The 16,978-nt window shown below is 66.1% G+C and carries 14 protein-coding genes; 1 reads left to right on the top strand and 13 read right to left on the bottom strand.

Annotation, left to right across the window (positions count from 1 at the left end; genetic code table 11):
- Positions 1-145: 145 nt before the first annotated feature.
- The 8 genes from AC3ARF_RS01510 to AC3ARF_RS01475 all read right to left on the bottom strand — a co-directional run bounded on the left by AC3ARF_RS01510 (position 146) and on the right by AC3ARF_RS01475 (position 9,511).
- Positions 146-1,375, bottom strand: a complete 1,230-nt coding sequence (locus AC3ARF_RS01510) for an alpha/beta hydrolase (protein ID WP_498929648.1) — start codon at positions 1,373-1,375, stop codon at positions 146-148.
- 541 nt (positions 1,376-1,916) lie between these two features.
- Complete coding sequence (locus tag AC3ARF_RS01505) at positions 1,917-2,177, bottom strand: hypothetical protein (protein WP_498929646.1); 261 nt, start codon at positions 2,175-2,177, stop codon at positions 1,917-1,919.
- Between the two features lie 142 nt (positions 2,178-2,319).
- Positions 2,320-2,637 (bottom strand): hypothetical protein, encoded by a 318-nt coding sequence (locus tag AC3ARF_RS01500; RefSeq protein WP_498929644.1) that lies wholly within the window; start codon positions 2,635-2,637, stop codon positions 2,320-2,322.
- 1,689 nt (positions 2,638-4,326) lie between these two features.
- The gene (locus AC3ARF_RS01495; RefSeq protein ID WP_498929642.1) at positions 4,327-4,632 is read right to left on the bottom strand and encodes a hypothetical protein; all 306 of its coding nucleotides are present in this window, start codon (positions 4,630-4,632) and stop codon (positions 4,327-4,329) included.
- A 434-nt stretch (positions 4,633-5,066) separates the two neighbouring features.
- Positions 5,067-7,244 (bottom strand): carboxy terminal-processing peptidase, encoded by a 2,178-nt coding sequence (locus AC3ARF_RS01490; protein ID WP_498929641.1) that lies wholly within the window; start codon positions 7,242-7,244, stop codon positions 5,067-5,069.
- Between the two features lie 188 nt (positions 7,245-7,432).
- Positions 7,433-8,443, bottom strand: coding sequence for a lipoyl synthase (lipA, locus tag AC3ARF_RS01485; protein WP_498929639.1), 1,011 nt, complete (start codon positions 8,441-8,443; stop codon positions 7,433-7,435).
- Positions 8,444-8,528: 85 nt separating this feature from the next.
- Entirely contained in the window at positions 8,529-9,158 is a 630-nt protein-coding gene (gene lipB / locus AC3ARF_RS01480) for a lipoyl(octanoyl) transferase LipB (RefSeq protein WP_498931938.1), read from the bottom strand.
- 74 nt (positions 9,159-9,232) lie between these two features.
- Positions 9,233-9,511 (bottom strand): DUF493 family protein, encoded by a 279-nt coding sequence (locus tag AC3ARF_RS01475; protein WP_498929638.1) that lies wholly within the window; start codon positions 9,509-9,511, stop codon positions 9,233-9,235.
- 215 nt (positions 9,512-9,726) lie between these two features.
- Between AC3ARF_RS01475 and AC3ARF_RS01470 the strand changes: the two genes are divergently transcribed.
- Positions 9,727-9,900: a hypothetical protein gene (locus tag AC3ARF_RS01470; RefSeq protein WP_498929636.1), complete on the top strand. Its 174-nt coding sequence runs from the start codon at positions 9,727-9,729 to the stop codon at positions 9,898-9,900.
- A 112-nt stretch (positions 9,901-10,012) separates the two neighbouring features.
- Here AC3ARF_RS01470 and AC3ARF_RS01465 read toward each other — a convergent pair whose 3' ends face one another.
- The 5 genes from AC3ARF_RS01465 to mrdA all read right to left on the bottom strand — a co-directional run bounded on the left by AC3ARF_RS01465 (position 10,013) and on the right by mrdA (position 16,976).
- Positions 10,013-11,236, bottom strand: coding sequence for a D-alanyl-D-alanine carboxypeptidase family protein (locus AC3ARF_RS01465; RefSeq protein WP_498929635.1), 1,224 nt, complete (start codon positions 11,234-11,236; stop codon positions 10,013-10,015).
- 83 nt (positions 11,237-11,319) lie between these two features.
- Positions 11,320-12,567: a septal ring lytic transglycosylase RlpA family protein gene (locus AC3ARF_RS01460; protein WP_498929634.1), complete on the bottom strand. Its 1,248-nt coding sequence runs from the start codon at positions 12,565-12,567 to the stop codon at positions 11,320-11,322.
- Positions 12,564-13,712: a lytic murein transglycosylase B gene (gene mltB / locus AC3ARF_RS01455; RefSeq protein ID WP_498929632.1), complete on the bottom strand. Its 1,149-nt coding sequence runs from the start codon at positions 13,710-13,712 to the stop codon at positions 12,564-12,566. Before mltB ends, AC3ARF_RS01460 begins: the two co-directional genes overlap by 4 nt.
- A 100-nt stretch (positions 13,713-13,812) precedes the next feature.
- Positions 13,813-14,925 carry a rod shape-determining protein RodA gene (gene rodA / locus AC3ARF_RS01450; RefSeq protein ID WP_498929630.1) on the bottom strand — a complete coding sequence of 371 codons (1,113 nt, stop codon included), beginning with the start codon at positions 14,923-14,925 and terminating at the stop codon, positions 13,813-13,815.
- Positions 14,922-16,976: a penicillin-binding protein 2 gene (mrdA, locus tag AC3ARF_RS01445; RefSeq protein WP_498929628.1), complete on the bottom strand. Its 2,055-nt coding sequence runs from the start codon at positions 16,974-16,976 to the stop codon at positions 14,922-14,924. The genes rodA and mrdA overlap by 4 nt, the downstream gene beginning before the upstream one ends.
- Between the last annotated feature and the right edge of the window lie 2 nt (positions 16,977-16,978).

Raw genomic sequence — 16,978 nt, 5'->3', positions numbered from 1 at the left:
GAGTGGTCGTATGACCCAGAGTGCTTCCGGTAGGCGAAAGAACCAGACGCCCCCACCTATTGGGTCCATCGAAGCCAGCCGTCAAGCAACTGCTCAAACCGGTAGCTCATCCACTGATTTGCCGGGAGCAGTGATCGCTTGGTGCTCAGCGTTCGCCGCGGGGCGCCAGACCGCGCTCGGCCAGGAAACGCACGGTGATGGATCTCCGTGCCTGGTTGCCGAGCGAATTCGCGGCGAGCTGGTTGTAGACGTGGTTAGCGAACGGGATCCGCACGAGTTCCACGTCGATCCCCGACTTCCGCGCGGAGTGGGCGAAGCGGATCACGGACCACGCCGGGACGAGTCCGTCCTTCTCCGGGGCGAGAATCAGCGTCGGCGGTGCGTGACCATGGAGATGGGTATGGGAGCTGACGGCCCGCACCCGCTCAGGCAGCGCGTGCGGTGACCCGCCCAGATACCCACTGACGAGCATTCGCGGCTCGAAGCCACGAACCGGGTAGCCGTGTTCGTAGATCGCCAGTGGATCGACGGCCGGGTACTGCACCACGACCGCGCTGCCTGTGGGCACTGCGCCGCAGTTGCTGCGCACGTCGCCGCTGGCAGCCGCGTACGCGAGGTTGATGGCGAGATTGCCCCCGGCCGAATCGCCCAGGTAGGCGAGCCGTCCAATATCGCCGCCGAAGTGCGAGGCGTGCGTGCCTAGCCACGCAGCCGCGCACGCGACATCGGCAGGCGCTAGATCCCAAGTCGGAGCGCCTTCGGGAAAGAGCCGATAATCGACGCTCACCACCAGCCAGCCCTTATCCGCGAACCATCGCAGATCGGCGTCCGTCTCCGTGACAGAGCCGGTCATGAAGCCGCCCCCGTGCACGTAGAGGAGCACCGGCGCCAGGCCCCCGGAGAGGTGCGGGCGGTATATCGCTGCCCGCAGGGGCCGGCCGTCCACCGTAGCAACCGTGACCGTCTCATCCGGACCACCGACCGTCATAGGCTGGAGGAATAGGCCAGCGAGCGGGCTGACCGCCCCTCCCGCCACGCGCGTCGCCGAGACGATTTGCCAAGTGATGAACACCGATCCGAGAGTGGCGCAGCTGGCTAGCGTGAGCGCAAGGATTGCAAGCCGCCGCGGCGCGCGTTGGAAGGCGTAGATCCCGATTCCGAGCGCGAGCAGGCTTAGCAGCACGAAGTGCGGCCCAAAGGTGGTCCAGAGGGCCGAGCCGAGCATGCCGTGCAGGCTCTCGGTGGGATCGCGCAGCGCGCCGACCACCAGCACTAGAGGAATCGCGGCGAGCAGAATCGCCGCAACGCCGGCGGCTCCGTACTTGGCCCCACCACCGGCCCGACGCAAGGGGCGTTTACCCTCGGCAACTGACATGGTCAATCCTCGACGGGAGTGAAAACGGGTCGGAATCGAGTCTAACGCCTGAATTAAGCCGAGTTGCGAAGCAACTTCGGCTTGAATGAACTGTTAGGCCACAGACCGGCTGCTACGACCATGAACCCTGAACCCATGCAGTGGCAACGGCGCTCAACCCAGATACAAGACACACCGCAACAAAGACCCCAATCGCCCCAAGAGTGGCAATCAGGCCGCGCCTCCAGCCGCGGGACCTTACGAGATAGTAGGGCAAGGCAACCGCAGCCAAGCCAAACACTGCGACGTTGAGAAAAGGAGAGCGCCGATACGAGCGTTGGATTGCGTCCGCACGGAACCAAGCGAATGTGGCCAAGGCGAAGAGAACTACGAACACGGCGCTGGCCGCCTCAGACGGATGGTACGGGTCTGGATATTGGGTAGCGATGCCATTGGCTATTGCGAGCGCCGTCAAAACAATGAGGGCTAGCGACTTTATGCTCATTCGGCCTAACGCTTGAATTAAGCCGAGTTGCGAAGCAACTTCGGCTTGAATGAACTGTTAGGCCGTGGGCCGCGCAAGGCGGGAGCCAAGGTAGCGACCCGCTAGCGCGCCGAGCACGGTTCCGATGAGGGATGCGGGAAATGTGCTCTCAAGGAACAATCCGCCAACAACCATGCCCAGACCAAAGCCGACAAGAGCGCCAATGCCGGTCGAGCGTTGGTGATGCGGAACCGCCTGCTGCGTTGCTTTGGCAGGTTTGTTCGCGCGCTCAACGTCCATCAGGACATCAGCGGCGGTCTCGACTTGCTCTCTATCCATTTGCTGAAGACTCCATTACAAGGCCTAACGCCTCAGTTAAGCCGCCTTGCGTAGCGTAGCCGACAACATGGCAAGCTTTACCTGCCATGTTGTTGGTGTAGCGAAGCAAGTTCGGCTTGAATGAATTGTTAGGGCCCAAGCCTCAGCCCCTCTCAACGCACCGAGCCCCAACGATTAGATGCTCCACAAACAGCTCGTCAGATTTGTGTCCGCCATAATCTATCTCGGCGTTTGTGTAGAACTTGCGGCCGTACTCTTGCTCGTAGGCGCTTACCTCGAACTCTAGCAGCTCAACGCAGTCTTCAAGGCTGTTGTATCCGCCCAAGTGGAAATCGCGCACCGCTCCTGAGCTGTCCTGCAACATCAGGTATGCCTGAAAAGGCCCTTTGGGATCGCTACCGGACTCGCCGCAACCGGCAAGAAGCACAAGCAGAAGAGCGGCTAGTATTTTGACCGTCACGTCAATGTGTCCATGGGCCCTAACGCCTGAGTTAAGCCGAGCCCAAGCGCGTAGCGATTGGGCTTCGGCTTGAACGAATTGTTAGGCCCGCAGCGAGGGAGAAAGCGACCCCAGCCACAAGCCCCAAACCTGCGCCCCAGCCAATCTGAAGTGCCCCAGGTGGCTGCTGATTCAACGAAAGCGCCCAAGTGAGGAGCGAGAAGGCAGCCATGCCTATAACGGTAGATCCGGCGCAGACTGCGATGGCGCTGAGAGAGCCACGGAACCGGAGCCAGAGCACGTAAGGAAGACCGAAGCAAAGCATTGCTAAGAACGAAACCGGGACTGCCACAGTGAGAAAAATAGCGCTGTTGCCAATCAAGTAGCCGATGGAGCCGCGGTCGGCCAAGCGGAACATCTCTGGCACTAAGAAGCACAAGGACGGTGCCAGCACCGCGGCAAGCGAGCCTAGCCAGATTGATCGCCGGTGCTGAGGATGTTTCATATGGGCCTAACGCCTGAATTAAGCCGAGCCGCGAAGCGGCTTCGGCTTGAATGAATTGTTAGGCGCCAAGCCCACCATGGCTAGGGAGCGCCTCACAACGGTTCTTGCGGCGATTTTCGGTTGAGTAGCGTCGCAACGAACACAACTAGCAGACACACGCCGGCGACCAATGTCGCTATGGCGGCGATCGAATGCGTATCTAGGTACGCAAGGAACGCTCGGCCTATTACTACCCCAATGCCGATAATAGCTAGGGTGCCATAGAACCATCGAAGCAGTCTTTGGTCGCGCGGGGTGAGCTTCATCTATGGCGCCTAACGCCTGAATTAAGCCGAGCCGCGAAGCGGCTTCGGCTTGAATGAATTGTTAGAGGTGAGGCTAGCTGGCTGTGCAAGCATTCTTTTGTTCCTCGCCCGCCCTGACGTAGAACGCCTCATTTCTAGTGCGTTCGCTTTTGGTGGTGAGCCGCGTGCTGTCAGCATTAACGCCGAGGTAGATGGTCAGAAGGCTTCCCTTTGCATTTACGGCAAGCATTACCTGGCCGGGAGCCTCCTTGAACAAGAATGGAGACTTTGGCTTGCCCGACCTTAAACTGAAGCCGTATCCCTCTGGGAAGAATTGAAGAGTGTCCTTTGGGCTGTTGTCAGGGTCTTGGCATAGAACCCAGGTTCCGATCAGCGGGCTCGATGCGGGGTCGGATGCATGAGCCGTTCCGGAAGCCGAGGCCACGGCGATGATTGTTGCTACAACCAGCGACCAAACTTTCATCCTCACCTCTAACGCCTGAATTAAGCCGAGCCGCGAAGCGGCTTCGGCTTGAATGAACTGTTAGAGCGCAAGCTAGCCGAAGCCGCTCTCGTGTGCACGTTTGGCCCAATCTCGATCCACTGGCCCGTCGAAGCCTACGACCGCGTCTACGCTGCAATGTGGACATATCGCTGTTTGACCCACCCCATCATCGTCCTCGTCGCACCAGTCAACGACATCCGACGGAGGAAATTCAGCGAAGCAGTAGTAGCAGACTGCGACCTCACTTTGGAGGAGTTGTTTTCGATGCCCGGAAGATTCGCAGGTCCTGCCCATGCGCTCTAACGCTTGAGTTAAGTCGAGCTCAAGCGCGAAGCGATTGAGCTTCGACTTGAACGAACTGTTAGGCCATGCGGCCATTAATGCGATTCTAGGGGTGTTGCACTTGTTGTGTGAATTCACCGCTCAGACCGGCTGCGCAAAAACCGCACTGCGTATACACCGGCAAGGCCCAGTACGAGAACAGCCGAAGCGAACAGGAAGGCAACAATTGCCCAGAAGAACAATGGGTTGTCGTCCGACGAGAACGAGCCACGGCACCGCCAGCCCGGACAGGGCGTGGCACCAGACTGCAATGCATCAATCACGCCGTAAAGCCCCAGGAACGCCCCAAAACCACAAGCTGCAAGGATGAAAGCGAAGCCGAGCCAGGTGCGCCCAATGCGGGCACCGAGCTTGTGAGCTGCGTCTTGCAAAAAGATCACGATATGAGCCCTAACGCTAATTAGATCCCGTTTCGGGACGATATCACCGTATGGTCGGATCGCCCTGCGGGAGTGTCAACATGAAAATTCTCCCACCAAATCAATCTCTTGCTCCGCATCCTAATGCCCCTCCAGACTGCCCGCGGCGTGTTATCCGGCGAATATGAGGTGATAACGCTTATCACCGACAAATTGTCGTGATATGCACGCGTGTCGACGCGCCGCCGCAGTGTGTGTGTTAACCGACGTTCAATGCGTGGTCGCCGCCAAAGGCGACAGGTGGCCCGCCGCAGGTCGGATATCACAGGTGCAAACGCCCTTTCGTTTGGCGCCGAACAAGACAAGACCCCATAAAAAAACGGGCGACCTTGAGGTCGCCCGTTTCATGTGGACTTACAACCATCCCCGCCCGGCAACGCCGGGCGCCGGCACGCTCAATCCGCCCAGTGCCCCCGCACATTCGCGGTGGGCAGCACCACCGCCGAGAGCTTGTCGTCGCCATTGAGCAACCGCACCGCATCCGCCAGGATCGCCGCCGATTCACGCAGCAGCGGATCGGGGCGGGTCTCGGCCAGCTTCTCGCGCGCGGCGTCCTTGGCGATGTCGCGCTCGCTGGCGGCCAGGCCGTCGTCGGCGCCTTCGTCCGCCAGCGGGTCCAGCGCCAGGCCCAGGGCCTTGCGTTGCTCCTGGCGCAGCTTGCGCTTGGCCTCGTTGCGGTCCCGCTCGGCGCGACGCTCGGCCTCGTTGAGCGACACCGACTTCTTGGCGCGCTCGGCCTTGAACTGCGCCACGTCCTCCGACCACCACTTGTACTCCTTGTTGTCGGCCACGCGCTTGTCGTGCAGCACGCGCAGCTTGGGCAGCAACGGCTCGAAGTTGCCATAGCGCGTGTGCGGCACCGCGGCGATGCGGGTCCACGGCAGCGCATTGTCGTAGGTGCTCTCGCCAAACTCGCTGGCATCCACGGACGCCGGGAACGCGATGTCCGGCTCCACGCCCTTGTGCTGGGTGGAGCTCCCGTTGACGCGGAAGAACTGGGCGATGGTCAGCTTGACCTGGCCAAAGCGCGCGGTCTCGTTGGCCGGCCAGCGGTCCAGGTCCACCAGGTTCTGCACGGTGCCCTTGCCGAAGGTGGTCTCGCCGATCACCAGGCCCCGGCCGTAGTCCTGCATCGCACCGGCGAAGATCTCCGATGCCGACGCCGAGCCGCGGTTGATCAGCACCGCGAGCGGGCCTTCCCAGGCGATGCCCGCATCGCTGTCGGATTCCACGCTGACGCGGCCGCCGGACTCGCGCACCTGCACCACCGGGCCACGGTCGATGAACAGACCGGACAGCTCGATCGCCTCGGTCAGCGAACCGCCGCCGTTGTTGCGCAGGTCCAGCACGACGCCGTCCACGCCTTCGCCGCGCAGCTTGACCAGCAGCTTGGCCACGTCGCGGGTGGCGGAGGCGTAGTCGCCGTTGTTGCGGCGGCGGCCTTCGAAGTCCTGGTAGAAGCCGGGCAGCTTGATCACGCCGATGCGCTTGGCCGGTGCCTTGCCGGCGGCCGGGATGGTGATGACCTCGGACTTGGCGGCCTGGTCTTCCAGCCGCACCTTGTCGCGCACCAGCACCACGCGCACCGGATCGCTGTCGAGGCCCGCCTCGGCAGGGATCACGTCCAGCCGCACCTTGGTGCCCTTCTTGCCACGGATCTTGGCCACCACATCATCGATGCGCCAGCCGATCACGTCCTCCATCGGCCCGCTGTCGCCCTGGCCCACGCCGACCACGCGGTCGCCGGCCTTGAGCTTGCCCGAGTTGCCCGCCGGGCCACCGACCACGATCTCGCGGATGGCGACCACGTCGTCCTGCTTCTGCAGCACCGCGCCAATGCCCTCCAGCGAGAGCGACATCGACAGGTTGAAGTTGTCGGCCGAGCGCGGGGTGAAGTAGTCGGTGTGCGGATCGACCGAGTTGGCGTAGCTGTTGACGAAGGTCTGGAACACGTCCTCGCCCTTCAGTTCGCCGATACCCTTGGCCAGGTTCTCGTAGCGCTTGTCCAGCGTCTTGCGGATGTCCTCGGGCTTCTTGCCGGCCAGCTTCAGGCGCAGCCAGTCGTTGCGCACCGACTGCTTCCACAGCGTATCGAGGGCGGCCTTGTCGGCGGCCCACGGCACGTCCTCGCGGTCGTAGACAAAGCTGTCGTTGCCGGCGAAGTCGAAGATGTCCTGCTTCAGCAGCGCGCGCGCATGCGCCACGCGGGCCTCCACGCGCTGGCGGTACACGGCGAAGATGGCGTAGGCGGCGGACATGTCGCCGCGCTTGAAGCCGTCGTCCAGCTTGGTCTTGTACGCGTCGAACCTGGCGATGTCCTGGGCGGTGAAGAACTGCTTGCCCGGGTCCAGCGCCTCCAGGTAGCGCTTGTACATGTCGGCCGCGAGCGCGTCGTCCAGCGCCTTGGGCCGGTAGGCGTAGCGGCTGTCGGACAGCAGCCCGTAGACCAGCTTGGCCGCGGTGGCCTGGTCGGCGGTGGGCGCGCTGGGCAGGGCGGTGCCGCTGTCGGCACGGGCCATCAGCGCGAACGGCGCGGTGAGCAACAACGCGAGCAGGGTTTTCTTGACGGTCATGGGGGAGCTTCTGTGGCCACGGGCGGCCGGAACCTGGGGGGCGGATTGCACGTTCAGGATGGTCCAAGCTTCGACCACCCCACAGTGCCGAAAGTTGCGGCCGGTGTCATCCGACCATGCCCCAAAAACCAACGCCCCGGGGCGCGGGGGGCGGCCGGGGCGCAGTCGGTGTTCAGGTTGGGGCGCGGTCAGGCCGTGGCGACGCCGGCTTCCTTGGCCGAGCGGTCGGCGTGGTACGACGAGCGCACCAGCGGCCCGGAGGCCACGTGGCTGAAGCCCAGCTCGTAGCCGTAGACCTCCAGCGCCTTGTACTCGTCCGGGGTCCAGTAGCGCAACACCGGGTGGTGGTGCGCTGATGGCTGCAGGTACTGGCCGATGGTGACCATGTCCACGTCGTGCGCGCGCAGGTCCCGCAGGGTGGCCTGCACCTGCTCCATGGTCTCGCCCAGGCCCAGCATGATGCCGCTCTTGGTGGTCACGTCCGGGTGCTGGGCCTTGAACTTCTGCAGCAGGGTCAGCGACCACTGGTAGTCCGCGCCCGGGCGCACGTTGCGGTACAGGTCGGGCACGGTCTCGATGTTGTGGTTGAACACGTCCGGCGGGTTGGCCGCCAGGATCTCCAGCGCGCGCTCCATGCGGCCCTTGCCGCGGAAGTCGGGCGTCAGGATCTCGATCTTGGTGCTGGGGGTGAACTCGCGGATCGCGGTGATGCAGTCGACGAAGTGGCCGGCGCCACCGTCGCGCAGGTCGTCGCGATCGACGCTGGTGACCACCACGTACTTCAGGCCCATGTCCTTGACGGTCTGGGCCAGCTTCAGCGGCTCGGCGGCATCGGGCGGCTTGGGCCGCCCGTGGGCCACGTCGCAGAAGCTGCAGCGGCGGGTGCAGACCTCGCCCAGGATCATGAACGTGGCGGTGCCGTGGCCGAAGCACTCGTGGATGTTCGGGCAGCTCGCCTCCTCGCACACGGTGACCAGGCGGTTCTCGCGCAGCTTTTCCTTCAGCTTCTGCACCGAGTTGCCCGAGGGGATGCGCACGCGGATCCACGAGGGCTTGCGCAGCACGGGCGCGTCGGCGAACTGCACCGGGGAGCGGTTGATCTTGTCGCCGGCCAGCTGCTTCGCGCCCGGTTCGAGCGACGCGGGGGCATCACCGCCCACGACTGCGAGCGGGATGGACTTGGGGGCGGAGTCGGTCATTGCTGCTGTGGCGCCTTTGCGGATGGCCACGCAGGCCGTGGCCGGGCCGGGCGCGTCCGCCGGTCGGGGCGCGCTCGCGAGGGGGTCAGCCGAACGACGGCGGCGCGGCGGGTTCGACCGTCAGCCCGAACAATCGGGCGATGTGGCCGACCAGCACCGGCTTGACCGCGTCCAGGCCGGACGGGCCGCCCAAGTCTACCATCGACGTCACCGCCATCCCCGCGTAACCACAGGGATTGATACGTTGGTAGGGGGACAGGTCCATGGCGATGTTGAAGGCCAGGCCGTGGAAGGTGCGGCCGTTGCGCACGCGGATGCCGAGGGCGCCGATCTTGGCCCCGTTTACGTACACTCCCGGGGCGCCGTCGAGGCGGCGGGCCTCGATGTTCCAGTCGGCCAGGGTGTCGATCATGGCCTGCTCGATGCGGCAGACGTACTCCTTCACCCCGACCTTGAGCCGCTTCAGGTCCAGCAGCGGGTACAGCACGATCTGGCCGGGGCCGTGGTAGGTCACTTGGCCGCCGCGGTCTACCTTGATCACCGGAATGTCGCCGGGCATCAACACATGCTCGGGCTTGCCGGCCTGGCCAAGGGTGAACACCGGGTCGTGCTCCACCAGCCACAGCTCGTCCGGGGTCTCCGCCGTGCGCGCGTCGGTGAAGGCCTGCATGGCACGCCAGACCGGCTCGTAGGGCCGGCGACCGAGGTCGCGCAGGCGTGCGGGAGGAACCGCCGCCTCACGCGTGCCGGCCGGTGGCGCAAGCGTGCAGGCGAGCTCCTGCTCGCCGCTCACAGCGTCCACTTCACTTCCGGATGGTCGCGCAGCACCTGGTGGGCACGGTCGTACTGCTCGCGACTGTCGGCCTGGAAACTGATCCGCACCGACACGTAGCGACCGTTGCTGGAGTGCTTCCAGGTGACGGTTTCCTGGACGACGTCGATGCCCGCGTCCATCAGCAGGTTGGGCAGGACGGTTTCCAGGTCCATTTCGGCGGTGCCCATGGCGCTGAGCTCGAAGGTGCCGGGGAACTGGAAGCCGTGGTCGGGGTTGTCGGATTTGATTTCCATGGCGGGATTATGGGTGCGGGAGGCGTTAATCCCAAGGCAAGGGACCGAGGTTGCGGAACCCGAGTGCACCGGAAGCCCCTTGACCCGGGCGGTACAGTGGGGCCATCGAGGAACCCGCCGGTACGCTCAGCTCATATAGGGAATAGACACCCGGCGGTGGCACCCCGCATGCCATTCTTGGTATTCCGGCTCGGGCCGATGGGGCGAGGAGTAACATGGAAATGTTTGCCAATGCACTGCTGTGGATTTCAGGCTCCACACTTATTGTCCTGCCGAGCCTGGTCATCCGGCACGTTGTCAACCCAAAGCGGAAACGCTTCTTTTCCACGATCTACGGCTTGACCGTGGCTCTATTTGCCGTTGGGTGGATCATCAAAAACCACTCCTAGCACTGCCGCAAGAAGCAGTTGGCCAGGTCTGCGCTTGACCTTGCGAAAGTCCAACGCCACCAAAGACGAAGCCGGCTCCCGCCGGCTTCGTAATCTTGCGCAATGTGTCGCCTCAGTCGGCGTACCACCACATCAGCAGTTCGTGCCACAGGCGCTTGAAGAAGCCGGCCTGCTCGATGGCGTTGATCGCCACCAGCGGGCGCTGGGCCACGACCTTGCCATCCAGCATGACCTTCACCGTGCCAATGGCCTGGCCCTTCTTGATCGGGGCCACCAGCGACTTGGGCACGTCCATCATCGGCTTGAGCTGGTCGTACTTGCCCCGCGGGATCGTCACCAGCATCGGCTCGGCCACGCCCAGCAGCACTTCGTTCTCCTGGCCCTTCCACACCTTCTGCTGGGCGATCTGCTTGCCCACGTCGTACAGCTTGTGGGTTTCGTAGAAGCGGAAGCCCCAGTTGAGCAGGGCCAGGCTGTCGCTGGCGCGCTGCGCCTCGGAGGTGGAGCCCATCACCACCGAGATCAGGCGCTGGTCGCCGCGCTTGGCCGAGGCCATCAGGCAATAGCCCGCCGCGGCGGTGTGGCCGGTCTTGATGCCGTCGACGGTGCTGTCGCGCCACAGCAGGAGGTTGCGGTTGGGCTGGGTGATCGGGCCGACGGTGAACTCCTTGATCTTGTTGTAGGAGTACGCCTTGGGGAAGTCGTGGATCAGCGCGCGGCCCAGCATCGCCAGGTCGCGGGCGGTGGAGACGTGGCCTTCGGCCGGCAAGCCGTGCGGATTGACGAAGTTGCTGCTCTTCATGCCGATCCGCTGCGCATACATGTTCATCAGCTGCGCGAAGGCATCGGTGCTGCCGGCCACGTGCTCGGCCAGCGCGATGGCGGCGTCGTTGCCCGACTGCACCACCATGCCCTTTTCCATCTGCTCCAGCGGCGCGGTCTTGTTGACCTCGAACCCCGAGTAGCTGCCGTCGGTGCCGGCACCGCCCTGGCGCCAGGCGTTCTCCGACATCATCACCTGGTCGGTTTCCTTGATCTTGCCGCCGGCCAGTTCGGCCGCGATCACGTAGCTGGTCATCACCTTGGTGATGCTGGCCGGCTCCAGCGGGGTGTCGTAGTTCTCACCCGCGAGCACGTTGCCGCTGGCGGCATCCACCAGGATCCAGGCCTTGCCGGTAATGGCCGGGGGCGGCGGCACCGGCAAGTTGCTGCTCAACGCCGCCGCCGCGGGCTTGGCCGGCGTGGCGGGCGTCTGCTGGGCCACGGCCAAACCGACGGCAAAGGTGGCCAGGGCGGCCACCGCGAACCCGCGCAGGGCGTTCACTCCAGGGGTCATGCGGGTGCGGGGTGAGAAGCGGGCTTTCATGGTTGAACGGCTCCGGAGGGCCGGGGGGTGTCCGGCCGGGATGATCAGGAATTCTAGTCGTGCACGAACTGCGGTTGGCCAAAGCCGAGGCCCACCAGGCGTGCGCTCAGTTCCGACGCGGCGCTGACCGCGAGCGGTCCCACGCGCAGGCGCCAGACGCTGCGTCCGTTGGCTCTGCCATCATGCAGGCTGGCGCCAGCGATGCCGGCGCCGCGCAGCAGGTCCAGCGCGCGGTCGGCGTTGCCGCGGGTGGCAAAACTGGCCACCTGCAGCGTGACGTTGCCGGCGGCCGGCACGGCGGCGGCCACGGCCTTGGCTACCTGGGTGGGCGATGGCGGTGGCGGCGCGGCAGCCGCGACGGTCAGCGCCGCCTTGGCGCCGCCTTCGCTCACTGCTTCGGCGGAGGCACTGCCCTTGCCGGGGACGGCGTCGGATGCGGGGTCGGAGGTCGCACCCGCAGCGCGCGGCTTGCCGGTGGCCACGGTCAGCCGGCGCGACTTCATCCACGCGTCGAACTCGTTGGCGGTCATCGGCTTGCCGTCCTGGCGCATGTCGAAGCGCTGTTCGGCGCCGCCTGCGGCCACGAGGCGATCCATCGGACTGGGCTTGGCCCCGCGCGGCTCGGCGCGCGCCAGGCGGCCATCCGCGCCGGGGGTCAGCGCACGGACTTCGACGCGGCCCACGCCCCGGTGGGTGATGCCCAACTTCACCGCCGCGGCGTAACTCAGGTCGATGATGCGCCCGGCGTGGAACGGGCCGCGGTCGTTGACGCGCACCACCACCGACTTGCCATTGTCGAGGTTGGTGACGCGGGCGAAGCTCGGCAACGGCAGCGTCTTGTGCGCGGCGGTGAAGGCGTACATGTCGTACACCTCCAGGTTGGACGTGCGGCGGCCATGGAATTTCTGGCCGTAGTAGGAGGCGTGGCCCTCCTCCACGTAGTCGGCGGCATCGGCCAGGACCCGATACTGCTTGCCCAGCACGGTGTAGGTGGAACGATTGCCCGCGCGCGAACGCGGCTCGGCGACCACCTCGGGCTCCGGAATGGCATCCACGTCGGGCACGTAGTCCGGCGTGCTGTCGGGCACGCCCGGCTTGTACAGGCCGCCGGCAACGTAATCGCCGCGGGTAGTCGGGTCTTCCTGGGCGGGTGCGTAGGGCGAGACCTTGGCCGGCCGCGGCGCGCTGGACGCGCTTGCCGCGCTGGCGGCAGCCGGGGCTTGCGGCGGGGGCGACTTCTTCGGCGCGCTGGCGCAGGCGGCCAGGCCGAGCACCATCGCGACGGCGAGCAGCCGCCTCATGCGCCCGACTGCCCTTCGACGGTGGCGGCGAGCGGGTTCTCGCGCCCGGCCACGGCTTCGGACAACTGGTACACCGCCATCGCGTAGTGCTTGGAGATGTTGTAGCGGGTGATGGCGTGGAAATTTCGGAAACCAAACCAGTACTCGGGGCCGCTGACGCCGTCGAACTTCAGCACGGTGGCGGTCTGCACGCCCGGCACGTCGACCAGCGGACGGAAGCCGCGGGCGGCCAGTTCGGCCATCGGCACCACCGGCTCCAGCGATTCGGGTTCGAGGTCGCGCGCGTCGGCGGCACGGTTGGCGCGCACGGTGACCGGCGCGCCGCGCATCCAGCCGCCCTTCTTCACGAAGTAGTTGGCGATGGAAGCGAACACGTCGTCGGTGCTGGTGAACAGGTCGCGCTTGCCGTCGCCGTTGCCGTCCACCGCGTATTCGCGGTAACTGGAGGGCATGAACTGGCCCCAGCCCATCGCGCCGGCGTAGCTGCCGGTGAGCGTGGTGATGTCCATGCCGGTTTCCTTGCCCAGCGCGAACAGTTGCGCCAGTTCGCCGCGGAAGAACGCCTCGCGGCGGTTCTCGCGATCGGCCTTGGCCGGGTCGCCACTGCGCGGGTAAGCGAAGGCCAGGGTGTACAGCGCATCCACCACCCGGTACTTGCCCATGTTGGCGCCGAAGCTGGTTTCCACGCCGATGATCGAGACGATGATCTCAGCCGGCACGCCGTATTGCGCTTCCGCCCGCGCCAAGGCGTCGCGGTGGGTGGCGAGGAACGCCTTGCCCCCATCGATGCGCCCCTGGGTGATGAAGATTGGGCGGTAGTCGCGCCACGGCTTGGCTTCGGCCGGTCGCGACATCGCGGCGATGATCGACTCGCTGATCTGCGCCCTTGCCAGCACGGACTCGATGTACGCCGCCTCCACGCCGTACTGGGCCGCGGTGTCACGGACGAAGGCGGCCTTGGCCTCGGCCAGCGGCATGGCCGGCAACGGCGGAGGCAGTGGGTCGGTGCCCGGGGTGGTGGTCGCTGGCGCCGGCGTGGCGGCCGGTGCGGCATCAGGGGGAGACGGCACCTGCGTCGCGCAGGCCGCCAGCACGAGCGGGAGCACGCAGATCGCGGCCCGGCGGGTGAGGTCGGTTCTACTCATCGCAGCGAGGGTAGCATGCGCAAGTTGGGGCAAAAAACCGGGGGATTTGGCCCGACTGAACGTGTCAGTCAGGTTGGGCGGACGCAGGCGGGCGGTCGACTCATCGCCCATGCACCGGCCGGTGCGCGCGCACCGCCATCACCACGCCCAGGCCCGCGAGCAGTGACACCGCCGACGTACCGCCATAACTGAGCAACGGCATCGGCACGCCCACCACCGGCAGCAGGCCGGAGATCATGCCGCCGTTGACGATCACGTACACGCAGAATGCCAGGCCCAAAGCGCCTGCCAGCAGCCGTGAGTATCCGTCGCGCGCGTCGGCGGCAATCCACAGGCACCGCCCCACCACGAACAGGTACAGCGCCAGCACCGTGGCCACGCCGATCCAGCCGAACTCCTCGCTGAGCACGGCGAAGATGAAGTCGGTGGTGTGCTCGGGGATGTAGTTCAGATGCGACTGGCTGCCCTCGCCCCAGCCCTTGCCGGTGAAGCCGCCGCCGCCGATGGCGATCTTCGACTGGATGATGTTCCAGCCGGTGCCGAGCGGGTCGGACTCCGGATTCAGGAAGGTGAGGATGCGGTCCTTCTGGTACGGCCGCAGCAGCCAGAACCACGCCACTGGCGCGATCGCCGCCACCCCGGCAAATGCCGCGCCGAACCACCACCACGGCAGGCCCGCCAGGTACAGGGCGAAGGCGCCGCTGCTGGCCACCAGCATCGCGGTGCCGAAGTCGGGCTGCTTGAGGATCAGCAGCGTCGGCACGGCGATGATCACGGCAGCGACCAGCACCACATTGAACCGCGGTGGTAGCGGCTGGGTGTTGAGGTACCAGGCCACCATCATCGGCAGGCTCAGCTTGAGCAGCTCGGCCGGCTGGAAATAGAACACGCCCAGGTTGATCCAGTGGTTACCGTGCTTGCCCTCGCCGACCACCAGCACCAGCAGCAGCGGGATCAGGGTGACCGCATACACCGGGGGCGTCCAGTTGCGCAGTTGGGTGGGCGGCACGCGCGACAGCGCCCACATCGCGCCCATGCCCACGGCAAACCGCGCGCCCTGTGCCATCACCAGCGTCGTCGACCCGCCGCCGGCGCTGTACAGCACGGCCAGGCCAATGGCCATCAGCGCCAGCAGCGCGGCCATCAGCGGCGCATCCAGCGTACGCAGGAAGTGGGCCGCCAAGCCATAGAGCCAGCGCAGGATGGCACTCATCGGCGCGGCTCCCGGCTGGGGTCCGGGGCGGCCGGGGTCGTGGCCGGGCTTGCCGCCGTTGGCCGCGCGTTCGGCGCCGGCGTCGTAGCCGGTGTCGTCGCCGGCTGTGTCGTCGGTGAAGCGCTCGCATTGGCCACCACTGGTGCGGCAGCCTCACCCGCAAGCGGCGCGCCCGGCCGGCTGGCCGCACTCGGCGCCGGCGGCTCGGGCATCTTGCCCAGCAGCCACGCGTCAAAGATCTTGCGGGCGATGGGCGCGGCGGTGCTGCCGCCATAGCCGCCGTGTTCCACCACCACCGCCACCGCGATCTTCGGGTTGTCGGCCGGGGCGTAGCCCACGAACAACGCCTGGTGACGCAGGTGGTACGGCAGGTTGTGCGGGTCGACGCTGGCGCTGCCCTTTCGGCTGACCTTCTGCGCGGTGCCGGTCTTGCCAGCCATCAGGTAGGGTGCGCCGCGGGCCATCGCCGCGCCCGTGCCACCACCGTGGATCGTCGCCATCATGCCTTCCTGCACCGCGCGCAGATGCGCCGCGTTGTCGGTGATGCGCGTGGGCTTCGGCTGCGGCAAGGCGGACCACGGCGCCTCGAATCCGTCGCGACGCTGCGCCACCAGGTGGGGCCGGCGGAGGTCGCCGCCGTTGGCGATCGCCGCCGTGGCGCGCGCCAACTGCAGCGCGGTGGCAATCCAGTAGCCCTGGCCGATGCCGGCGATCACCGTCTCGCCCGGGTACCAGTTCTCCTTGGTACGCGAGGCCTTCCACTCCGGCGATGGCACCACGCCCGCGTTCTCGCCCGCCAGGTCGATGCCGGTGGGCTGACCGAACCCGTACCGGTGCATGTAGTCGGCGAAGGTGCGGATGCCCATCTCGTAGGCAAGCTTGTAGTAGTAGTAGTTCACCGACTCCGAGATGGACTTGCGCAGGTCGGTCCAGCCGGCGCCACCGTGTGCGTCGCGGTAGCCGCGGCGCTGCCCGGGGATGTGGAACTCGCCGGTGGAGAACACCTTGTCCTCCGGCGTGCGCAGGCCGCTGTCCAGGCCGGCGAGCGCGACCATCGGCTTCACCGTGGACCCCGGGGGGCCGCCGCCCAGCACGTTGCGGTTGAACAGCGGACGCGAGGGGTCGTCCATCAGCGCGCGGTAATCGGTGTGCGAGATGCCGTTGACGAACAGGTTGGGGTCGTAGCCCGGCAGGCTGACCATGCCGAGGATCTCGCCGGTGGACGGGTCGATCGCCACCGCGGAGCCGTCCATGTCGCCGAAGGCGTAGACCATGGCCTGCTGCAGGTCCAGGTCCAGGCTCAGCCGCAGGTCGGCACCCGGCACCGCCGGCACGCGCCCGACCAGCCCCATCGGCCGCCCGTCGACGTTGGTCTCGATCTTCTCGTAGCCGATACGGCCACGCAGGGCCTCGTCGTAGTAGCGCTCCAGGCCCGTCTTGCCGATATGGCTGAACGCTGCATTGGCTTCGCCCAAGGCCTCGGCGTCCTTGGCATCCACGCGGGCGACATACCCGATCACATGCGAAAACAGGTCGGCATGGGGGTAGCGGCGATTGAGGTACGACACCAGCTCCACGCCCGGGAAGCGCCACTGGTCCACGGCAAAGGCCGCGGCCTCCTCCTCGCTCAGGCGCAGCTTCAAGGTCACCGGCTTGTAGCCGCGCGCGGCGCGACGGCCTTCCTCGTAGCGCTTGAGGTCGTCCGCGCTCAGCGCCACCACCTTGGCTAGCGCCGGCAGCCATTTCTCCGCGTCACCGGCTTCGCGCGGGGTGACGTCCAGGCGGAACGCGGGCACGTTGTCAGCCAGCAGCCGGCCCTTGCGGTCGTAGATGAGTCCACGCCCCGGGACCACCGGCTGCAGCTTGATGCGGTTGGCCTCCGAACGCGTGGCGTACTCGGCGTGCTGCCAGACCTGCAGGCGGAAATACCACAGGGCCAGGCCGCCCAGCGCCAGCATCACTCCCGCGAAGGCGAGCGCGGAGCGGCGGCGGAACTGTTCGGCTTCGGCCGCACTGTTCTTGAGGATGCGGCGCCCGCGCCGTGGACGCATGG

It is taken from the genome of Lysobacter sp. KACC 24251, assembly GCF_057747755.1.
Note: the sequence above shows the minus strand (reverse complement) of the source record. Positions and strands in the feature narration are given on the sequence as shown.

Excerpts from the sequence above, each read along its gene's own strand:
- AC3ARF_RS01475 (WP_498929638.1), bottom strand. The coding sequence starts at position 9,511 with ATGGAAATCAAATCCGACAACCCCGACCACGGCTTCCAGTTCCCCGGC.
- rodA (WP_498929630.1), bottom strand. The coding sequence starts at position 14,925 with ATGAGTGCCATCCTGCGCTGGCTCTATGGCTTGGCGGCCCACTTCCTG.
- mrdA (WP_498929628.1), bottom strand. The coding sequence starts at position 16,976 with ATGCGTCCACGGCGCGGGCGCCGCATCCTCAAGAACAGTGCGGCCGAA.
- lipA (WP_498929639.1), bottom strand. The coding sequence starts at position 8,443 with ATGACCGACTCCGCCCCCAAGTCCATCCCGCTCGCAGTCGTGGGCGGT.
- AC3ARF_RS01470 (WP_498929636.1), top strand. The coding sequence starts at position 9,727 with ATGGAAATGTTTGCCAATGCACTGCTGTGGATTTCAGGCTCCACACTT.
- AC3ARF_RS01510 (WP_498929648.1), bottom strand. The coding sequence starts at position 1,375 with ATGTCAGTTGCCGAGGGTAAACGCCCCTTGCGTCGGGCCGGTGGTGGG.
- AC3ARF_RS01490 (WP_498929641.1), bottom strand. The coding sequence starts at position 7,244 with ATGACCGTCAAGAAAACCCTGCTCGCGTTGTTGCTCACCGCGCCGTTC.
- AC3ARF_RS01460 (WP_498929634.1), bottom strand. The coding sequence starts at position 12,567 with ATGAGGCGGCTGCTCGCCGTCGCGATGGTGCTCGGCCTGGCCGCCTGC.
- AC3ARF_RS01465 (WP_498929635.1), bottom strand. The coding sequence starts at position 11,236 with ATGACCCCTGGAGTGAACGCCCTGCGCGGGTTCGCGGTGGCCGCCCTG.
- mltB (WP_498929632.1), bottom strand. The coding sequence starts at position 13,712 with ATGAGTAGAACCGACCTCACCCGCCGGGCCGCGATCTGCGTGCTCCCG.
- AC3ARF_RS01505 (WP_498929646.1), bottom strand. The coding sequence starts at position 2,177 with ATGGATAGAGAGCAAGTCGAGACCGCCGCTGATGTCCTGATGGACGTT.